General features: G+C 58.6%; 6 protein-coding genes. 1 reads left to right on the top strand and 5 read right to left on the bottom strand.

The genetic code is table 11. The features are described 5' to 3' along the window. Positions 1-78: 78 nt before the first annotated feature. Positions 79-627, bottom strand: a complete 549-nt coding sequence (locus tag K787_RS0116625; RefSeq protein ID WP_022963943.1) for an AAA family ATPase — start codon at positions 625-627, stop codon at positions 79-81. Between the two features lie 31 nt (positions 628-658). On the opposite strand from K787_RS0116625, the gene K787_RS0116620 reads away from it, so the two are divergent. Next, complete coding sequence (locus K787_RS0116620; RefSeq protein WP_028615030.1) at positions 659-1,096, top strand: N-acetyltransferase; 438 nt, start codon at positions 659-661, stop codon at positions 1,094-1,096. Positions 1,097-1,206: 110 nt separating this feature from the next. On the opposite strand, the gene K787_RS0116615 is transcribed toward K787_RS0116620, so the two are convergent. The 4 genes from K787_RS0116615 to K787_RS23470 form a co-directional block, all read right to left on the bottom strand. Next, positions 1,207-2,673 (bottom strand): spinster family MFS transporter, encoded by a 1,467-nt coding sequence (locus tag K787_RS0116615; protein ID WP_022963941.1) that lies wholly within the window; start codon positions 2,671-2,673, stop codon positions 1,207-1,209. A 514-nt stretch (positions 2,674-3,187) separates the two neighbouring features. Then, positions 3,188-4,162, bottom strand: a complete 975-nt coding sequence (locus tag K787_RS23475) for a chemotaxis protein CheB (protein ID WP_022963940.1) — start codon at positions 4,160-4,162, stop codon at positions 3,188-3,190. Between the two features lie 75 nt (positions 4,163-4,237). After that, a complete protein-coding gene (locus K787_RS0116605; protein WP_022963939.1) occupies positions 4,238-4,618 on the bottom strand; it encodes a response regulator in 381 nt (126 codons plus the stop codon). Next, the gene (locus tag K787_RS23470) at positions 4,618-8,139 is read right to left on the bottom strand and encodes a chemotaxis protein CheB (protein WP_022963938.1); all 3,522 of its coding nucleotides are present in this window, start codon (positions 8,137-8,139) and stop codon (positions 4,618-4,620) included. Before K787_RS23470 ends, K787_RS0116605 begins: the two co-directional genes overlap by 1 nt. Positions 8,140-8,442 lie beyond the last annotated feature (303 nt).

Below are 8,442 nucleotides of genomic sequence, written 5' to 3'. Positions count from 1 at the left end.
CGTTTTTACACGCTCTGGGCCGAAAGCTGCCATTCCCCATGTCGAATGTATCTCAGTATCAACTCCCCCACGCCAAGCTCAGCCCCTCATCCACTCCACCACCCGCTCAACAAGCTGTTCCGGCCTCTCCCGGGTCGAATCTAGGCGCAATAGCGGGCAGGCGAGATGCCGTTCGATCCATGTTTCATGCATCAGCAGGCTGCGAGTCTGTATGTCGCCATGCTCATAACCTGCGGCCCATTCGAGAAAGGCCTGGCTTTGCGCATGCATATCGCCGCCGGGCTGGATGCGTGTGCCGTAACGTTGCGATTCGCGTTGCTGCAGGCGTCGCATGCGCTCGTTATCATCAAGGCGCAGGAACAGCGCGTGAGTGAATGAAGGGATCAGCGCTTCACCCCAGCTGCACAGCGAGCCGCTCAGTACCCAGTTTGGCACCTGGGCAGTCTGTTCGTTTATCATTGCCACCCGCTCCTGGGGTGGCCGCTTGTGCAGGTAGGGTGGTTCGCTGGGTAACCAGTAGAAGTCATCGGTGTCCAGGTGAAGCCAGCCGCAGCGCTTGGCCAGTACGCGGGCTAGGGTGGTAGTACCCGAACCTGATGCACCGAAAATATGTAGCCTTACTGTCATTGACTCGCAATCTCCTCAACAGGAAATGAACATGATTCGCCCATATCGCCCCAGCGACAGCGCCGCCGTCCTCGACCTTTGGCTGGAAGCGTCGATCAAGGCCCACGATTTTGTGCCTGAAGCCTTCTGGCGCGAGCAACTGGATGCCATGCGTGAGCATTACCTGCCACAGTCCGAAACCCTGGTATTGGAGGAGCAGGGGCAGCTACTCGGATTCCTGTCATTGCACGAGCATCGCCTGGCGGCGCTCTTTGTCAGTCCTGCCGCCCAGGGCCGCGGGTTGGGTCGGCAGTTGCTGGATGAAGCCAAGCGCAGGCGCTCAGCCCTTGAGCTCAGCGTGTACAGCGCCAACGCCAGAGCGGTCGCATTCTATCAGGCGGGCGGCTTTTCGACGGTTGCCGAATCGCCCGATCCGCATACCGGTCAGCCGGAGCTTGTGATGCGCTGGGCTTGTGACTCAGATAGTTAAGGCTAGAGCGTACCGAGCTTGGATTGAGTGCGTGGTGTAATCGTGCACGCTTTCTTGTAAGCGCAAAAAAAGAGGGCGCAATGCGCCCTCTGATTTGCCACTTATGGAATTTATGGAGTGACGGGATTTATAACCTGTCTGTCTACCATATCCTTGCCCAGCCGGCGCCAGGTCAGCAGGAAGCAAAGAGCGCTGCCGAAGTACAAGCAGGCCATGATGACCATGGAGGTTTGAAGGCTTTGTGCGTAGACCTGGCCACAGACTTCCTGCAGGTTCTGGCTCAGCTGACCTAACACGGCGGGGTGACACTGATTGCGTGCCAGTTCGCCAGCCGCGACCCCGAACTCGGCAACGCCGGACTTGAAGAAGATGTCGGAGACGGCGCCAATGAACAGCGGGCCGAAGCCGTAGCCAATCAGGTTGACGAGAAGCAGCATCACTGCCGTGGCCATTGCGCGCACACGCATACTGACCACACCCTGGCCGATCGTGTACTGAGCGGCTAGATAGCCGTACTTCACGAAGCCGGCGATGACCAGGCCGATGGCAGCGTAGAGCAGATTGTCGGTGGTGAAGGCGAAAATATAGAACGGAACCGACACTGCCAGGCCCACCGCCGGTACCCAGGCGATGGCGCCCGGGTGCTTCTTGTAAATTTTAGTCGCTAGCCACCCGGTGGCGAAGGTGCCTACGGCTGCGGACAGGGCTACCGGCGTGTTGATCCAGATCGCTGCCTGACCGGCGGTGATTTCGTAGGTGCGGACCAGAAAGAGCGACTGGAATGAGGAGATGCCGTAACCGCAGAATGCGGCAATGGTGGCGCCGGCGGTCATCAGCCAGAAAGCAGGCTTGCCCATCAGCTCGTGGATAGCCTCGCCCAGGCTGGCTCGCTCTTTTTTCTCGGCTTGCGGCGGATCGGTGTAGCCGCGCGGCGGCTCCTTGACCGTCAATTTGAACACAAGGGCGACCAGCAAGCCCGGCAAACCGACGACGAAAAAGGCGGTGCGCCAGTCAAACATGTCTGTAACCCAGCCGCCGATCAGGTTGGCGAACATGGTGCCGAGTGTGACGCCCATGGCGTAGAAGCCCAGCGCCTGAGAGCGTTCACGTGGGATGAAATAGTCCGCGATCAGGGAGTTGGCCGGCGGCGTACAGCCGGCTTCGCCGATACCCACACCGACGCGGCACATCAGCAGAATCCAGAACGCGCCGATGGTCACCGAACCGATGGTCACTTCCGTGGCAAGACCGCAGAGTGCCGTCATCAACGACCACAGCGCCACGCAAACGGTCATGATCCATACGCGATTGGCGACATCGGCAAAGCGCGCTAGCGGGATGCCCACAGCGGTGTAGAGCAGGGCGAAACCGAAGCCGGTGAGAAGCCCGAACTGGGTGTCGGTAATCCCGAGGTCTGGTACCAGGTCAGGACCGACGACCGCCAGCAGGGCGCGGTCGACGAAATTCAAGATGTAAATCAGTGTCAGCGCGAAGAGCACATAATTGCGGTACGCCTTGGAACCGTAGCCCACCAACTGGCCTTGGGCACCCCCATCTTTGGCAGTGATGACACTCATGGACAACCCCTTCTAAGTACATTGTTATAGGTATACGCGGGCTGTAATCGTCAGGTGAGATTACTCGCTCCAGGCGTTGCCTGGCTGGCCTTGATAGCAGTTGAGGGTTCTTGCGGGCTAGTCTAGCCAGGCGAGTATAGCGACCGCACAGAATCATTGGGGATGTCGCGCGCCATATTCAGGCGCTGAATATCGGAACTCAGGGATAGTGAAACCCAGGCTGTTCAAGCCCGGACCTGGGTAGGTTTACTCGAACACATGCAATAGCGGATCTTCTGAATCAATGGGGTCAGAATCAATGGGGTCAGAGTGTTTGATTTTTAAGAAAACAATGACATTGCTCGTGATCGGGAAGGTGCGGGGCGGTTTGACGAGTAGAGGTGGGAAAGGTTGTTCTCGGCCAATAGCTGCCGGTAGGGTGTCTTAGTCCTGTACGCGATAGAAATAGGCGCTACCTTTTAAGGCAAATACGCCTGAAATTTCAGAAAACGAATGCATTAGTCTTCAGGGTCCGTTATCCCTTAAGCGCAGCGTCCATCAGAACCGCTGCCGAGCGCCTGTACTCCTGAGCCCGTTCTTTGAAAGTGGCTACGGCGGCGGTTCTTCCGGCCTGAAGCGCGTCATGCGCCATCTTCTCCATTAGAACGGCCCGCTCCACGATGATCCGCAGGGCAATGCGAAAGGCCTCGTCAATGGAGCCTTCGTGCTCGTGAGCTAAGGCCTCTGCGGTGTAGCCATGTCCCACCTGACAGCGAAAGCGCAGCGGCGAGCCTCTGATCTGCGACAATGTCCCTCCGCAGCCAGGACAATTCAACGGCACCGGATAGGCTATTTCCGCGATGGTGCCGCTGTCGGAGGGCCGTCCCATCGCGATGGCCACTTCAAGCGCGACGCTTGCAGGCGGAGTTAGGGTTGGGCCTGGCTCTTCTCGCACAAGGCGGCTCAGGAGCGCGGCTAGATCATTGGCTGGCGCACGGTAATCGATGTCGCCCGCGAGCAGGGCAGTTTGGGGCATTTCGCTTTCGATGGCATCGAGGGGGTTCTGAACTACCGTCACACCTCCGCAACGCTTTAGGTCGGCCAATCCCGACGCTCCATCATTGAGCATCCCCGAAAGCAAAACGCCAATCGCATTGGGTCCAGCACTGATCCCGACGGACCGAAATAAAGGATCAATCGCGGGCCGCGCCATGTTCTCGCGCGGCCCGCGACCCAATCGAATAAACTGTCCATCGACCACAAGATGATGGTCTGCGGGGGCCACATAGATACGCGATTCCTGGAGCGGTTCTCCATCGACTGCAGTGCTTGCTGGGAGCGGTCCCCCGCTATCCAAAATGTCGGCGAGGAGATTTTGGTTGCCAGCTCCAACATGAACCGCAATCAGGACAGAAGCATGCAGGTCCGCTGGCAACGCACGGCAGATTTGCCGGATCACCGCGATCGAGCCCGCCGACCCACCGATTGCTATGATCTCGCGTCGGGCCATATTAACTCCGTCAGATGAGTGCGTTAACGCAACGTTGTATGGGGCAGACACACCTGTACGCGTGTGTCTGCCCTGTCAGTTAGACAACGCGCCCAACAATTGTTTCACCTGGTCTTGAAGCGCCTTCAAGCTGTAGGGCTTGGTTAAACGCGGGCGGTCGCGATGCCGCTCTTCGAGCGCCCAGTCGTTATATCCGCTGCAGAAGATGAACGGAATTCCTCGCGCGGCCAGGATATCCGCGACTGGGTAGGAGGTCCCGCCCCGGATGTTGACGTCCAGGATCGCGGCATCAAGGGAGGCTTCGCCGGCCAGTGGCAAGGCTGCGTCCAGGCGAGACTCAGGACCAATGACCTGCGCGCCGAGGTCAAGCAGCATTTCTTCAATCATCAGCGCGATGGTCATCTCGTCTTCAACGACGAGCACCCGGCGGCCCTCTGCGATGCGCTGAGCAGCCATTATTCTTCCCCTTGTCTTGCCGAGCGGAGCTCTCCGAGCTCCGCGGTGAAGGGAACCGCGATGGTGCAGACCACCCCGCTCGAAGCAAAGCTACGGTCTACCTGGGCGTCAAACTCGAAGCTGAGGGAGCGCTCGATTAGTGTCGTGCCAAAACCCCTTCGCGAGGGCGGACCGGGAACGGGGGGGCCGCCAGATTCCGTCCAGTTCAAACACAACTGGCGATCAGGACCTTCTGTCACCGCCCAGGAGACCGTAAGTTGGCCTTTGGGGACGGACAACGAGCCATACTTCGCCGCGTTGCTGGCCAGTTCGTGGATCGCCATCGCCAATGAAAGACCCGCCTTTGGAGTAAGCACGATGGCGGGGCCGTCGATCCGAAGATCCTGTCCTTGGTAAGGCTCCAGTTCCGTATCGATAAGATCGCGCAGGGTTCCGGCGCTGGCTGCGCCGTGATGGGTCAGGAGATTGTGGGCGCGGGTGATCGCAGTAATGCGGCCCGCGATCGCCTCCGTAAACGCTTCCGGCGAAAGATCCGCTTTGAGGGTCTGGGCGACGATCGAGGACACGATAGCCAGGACGTTCTTCACGCGATGATCCAGCTCGCCTAAAAGCAATGTCGTCTGTTCTTCGGCGTGCTTGCGTTCGTCGATAAGCAAGGTGACGGAGATGAAGCTATGGGCACGCCCATCGCTATCATCAAGCACGGAAACGCTGTCGTGCACCCACACCGCTTTACCGTCTGCTCGCACCAGGCGGTATTCGGACTCGAACGGCTGTCTGTCGCGGCTAGCTTGTTCGAAGCACGCGTTGATAGCTACAACGTCATCGGGATGGACAAGCTCGCGCCGGCTTAGCCGCTGCAACTCTTGCGCGGACCGACCAGACATTCTTTCGAAAGCGGCGTTAGTCTGCAGAAAGTTGCCGGCGGCGGTTGTTTCGACAACACCTACGGCTGCTTGGCTGACAATCGCGGTGAAGCGGCGCTCGCTGACGCTGCGGGCCCGCTCGGCGTTTTTACGCTCTGTCACATCCACAAAGGTGATGACCACACCTCCGATTACCCGCTCGATACTACGGTACGGCCGGATCCGCATGACAAACGACGAGCCGCGGTCCTGCAATTCGACCTCGCGCTCCATGACGGTGAGTTCGCGCAACACCTTGGCTACGTCACGCTGGAGGCCGTCATAGTCCAGCAGGCTGACGATTTCCGTCAAAGGCCGGCCCCGATCGCTCTCTCGCAGGCTGAAGATATCGGCCATGCCTGGCGTGAAGTTTTTGATACGAAGATCCTCATCGAGGAAAATCGTTGCGATTTGTGTGCTGTCCAGCAGGTTCTGTAAATCGCTATTAAGGTTGGAGAGAAGGTCGTTCTTCGCCATCATCTCGGCATTTATCGTCTGCAGCTCCTCATTGACCGACTGCATTTCTTCCTTCGAGGTTTGCAGTTCCTCGTTAGTCGACTGCAGCTCCTCGTTAACCGACTGGTACTCCTCCGCCGATGACGTCATTTCCTCGTTTGCGGTTTCGAGATCATCGATCGTCGCCTGCAACTGTGCTCGAGTTGTGCGCAGCTCCTGCTCGGTAGCCATGGCATCCGGGCTCTGGGGGACTCCATTAGCAGCCTGTGACGGCTCTGGCACCGCCGTGCGAGTTTCCTGGAGCGCAACAACATAAAGATCCTCGCTACCGTCTGTACCTTGTACTGGTTCGACGATAACGCTCAACAACCGTTGCTGACCCTCGACCAGAGCGGACACGTTATCAACGACCACGCCCTCTCCATTTTTTATTACCGATTGCAGCGCCGTGCGGGCGGCGATGCGTAGGCTTTTGCGCAGATTGGAAAGTAGGCTCAAGCTCGCCACGCCCGCTGAAGGTTCGAGGTATCGGGCAACCTCCCCGCCCGAGTAGCGCAGGATGTTGCTCTGGCGATCAACGACGAGGAACACGGGCGAGTGCTTGACCAAGGCCGCGCGCACCGCGCGGTCGATCCGGTCACCCGATCCTCGACCAGGGTCGCCTGCAAGGCGGTTTGGGGCAGGCGTCTGCGCGGGCATCGGCATGGCTGGGAACTGCGCATCCCCATCTTGACGCAGGAAGATGTGAGCGGCCTTGTTCTGTGGCGTAAAGAGCTTGGCGTGCCTGCTCACGCCCTCCGATAGTCCAAGAAAAAGCACGCCGCCGGGCTTCAGGGCATAGTGGAATGTGCGCAGCACGCGATCTTGCAGGTCGCTGTCCATGTAGATCATGAGGTTGCGGCACGAGATCAGGTCCAGCTTGGAGAATGGCGGGTCTTTCGTCACGTTGTGGACCGAGAAGACACACATTGTGCGGATCTGCCGTATCGGGCAAAACGCACCGTTCTCTTCATAAAACCAGCGATCGAGGCGCTCCGGTGAGACACCGCTGGTACGCTGGTAGCGCCCCGCTCTAGCGAACTCGACGGCATGATCGTCGATGTCCGTAGCGAAAATTTGCACGTCGAGAGTTGCGCTGCGCGCGTCGATTAGTTCTTGAATGGTGATGGCGAGGCTGTAGGCCTCCTCCCCGGTCGAACATGCCGGCACCCAGATCCGCAGGGTTTGCGCGTCCGGGTTGAGGTCAAGCACTGCTCCGATGGCCGCTGACAAGCCGTTAAAGGCCTCCGGATCACGGAAAAATTCGGTCACGCCAATGAGCATCTCGCGGAATAGCAATTCCGGCTCGACGGGATCTTCCCGAAGATGCTTGATATAGGCCGGGACACTGTCGGTTTGTAAAACCTGCATGCGGCGTTGGATGCGCCGCGTGACAGTCTTGATCTTGTATTTGGTGAAATCGTGCCCCGTCTTCGCGCGTAACACAGAAAGGACGCTCGCCAGGTGTTCTGCGGCATCGGTCCTAGTGCCCTCGCTATCCTTTCGGTCGGCCACGAGCGCCAGGTGATCGCGGTATTCAATCAACTTGGCCGGCATCTCTTCGACCTGCAAGACATAGTCAACCAGCCCCGTCGCCGTCGCGCTTTGCGGCATACCCAGCATGGCGTGATGGTCGAACTCAGCCTGGGCGATTGTTAGCCCGCCACTTTCTTTGACGGCGGCAAGGCCACTCGCCCCGTCGCTACCCACTCCTGACAGAACGATCGAAACGGCGTTGTCGCCCTGGTCCTGTGCCAATGAGGCGAAGAACGAATCGATGGGTCGACGGTGCACCCGCGCGGGCGCAGGTTTGACGACCAGGAGACAGCTGTCCTTGATCGTTAGGGTAGCATCGGGCGGGATGACGTAAACCCTATTGGGTTCAACTCGCATGCCGTGCTGAGCCACCACCACCGGGATAGGCGCGACCCGCCCGAGAATCTCCGTTAGCGCGCTCTCATGATCGGGAGAAAGGTGCTGCACCAGTACGAACGCCATTCCACTATCAGGCGGCAAATGCTCGAAGAACGCTGTGAAAGCTTCGAGACCGCCTGCGGAGGCCCCGATCCCGACAATGAGTCCGGGACGTGTCGGGTTTTCCTGCTTTTCGCTCACCACCATGCAAAGCCTCCCGTTCGTGTAGTTTTTAAAGGCTGCTTACGCCTAGATCTTCCCCCATAAGTTCGGATTCCTCGGTGAAAAGTTCCGAACCATTGAACTGGCGGGCGGTTAGTTGGCAAGAAGCGCTTGCACTGTTACTGAGCGCTGAGCGATTCAGTAGGCGGGGAAAACGAGCCGCATGCAATATTCCTGGCAGCAAAGGTGATTCAAGAGATCCGAACAGCTGCAATTTGCGGCAGAACTGTCGTTAAGTTTAGCATAGTGAATGGCAGCTCCTGGCCTAAAGCAGCTGGTAAATCCTTG

Origin of the sequence: Halopseudomonas pelagia CL-AP6 (assembly GCF_000410875.1) — a bacterium.
GTDB lineage: Bacteria > Pseudomonadota > Gammaproteobacteria > Pseudomonadales > Pseudomonadaceae > Halopseudomonas > Halopseudomonas pelagia.
Note: the sequence above shows the minus strand (reverse complement) of the source record. Positions and strands in the feature narration are given on the sequence as shown.

What these genes read in the sequence shown, in the direction of transcription:
- K787_RS0116625 (WP_022963943.1), bottom strand. Translation starts at nt 627, where the DNA reads ATGACAGTAAGGCTACATATTTTCGGTGCATCAGGTTCGGGTACTACC.
- K787_RS0116605 (WP_022963939.1), bottom strand. Translation starts at nt 4,618, where the DNA reads ATGGCTGCTCAGCGCATCGCAGAGGGCCGCCGGGTGCTCGTCGTTGAA.
- K787_RS23470 (WP_022963938.1), bottom strand. Translation starts at nt 8,139, where the DNA reads ATGGTGGTGAGCGAAAAGCAGGAAAACCCGACACGTCCCGGACTCATT.
- K787_RS0116615 (WP_022963941.1), bottom strand. Translation starts at nt 2,673, where the DNA reads ATGAGTGTCATCACTGCCAAAGATGGGGGTGCCCAAGGCCAGTTGGTG.
- K787_RS0116620 (WP_028615030.1), top strand. Translation starts at nt 659, where the DNA reads ATGATTCGCCCATATCGCCCCAGCGACAGCGCCGCCGTCCTCGACCTT.
- K787_RS23475 (WP_022963940.1), bottom strand. Translation starts at nt 4,162, where the DNA reads ATGGCCCGACGCGAGATCATAGCAATCGGTGGGTCGGCGGGCTCGATC.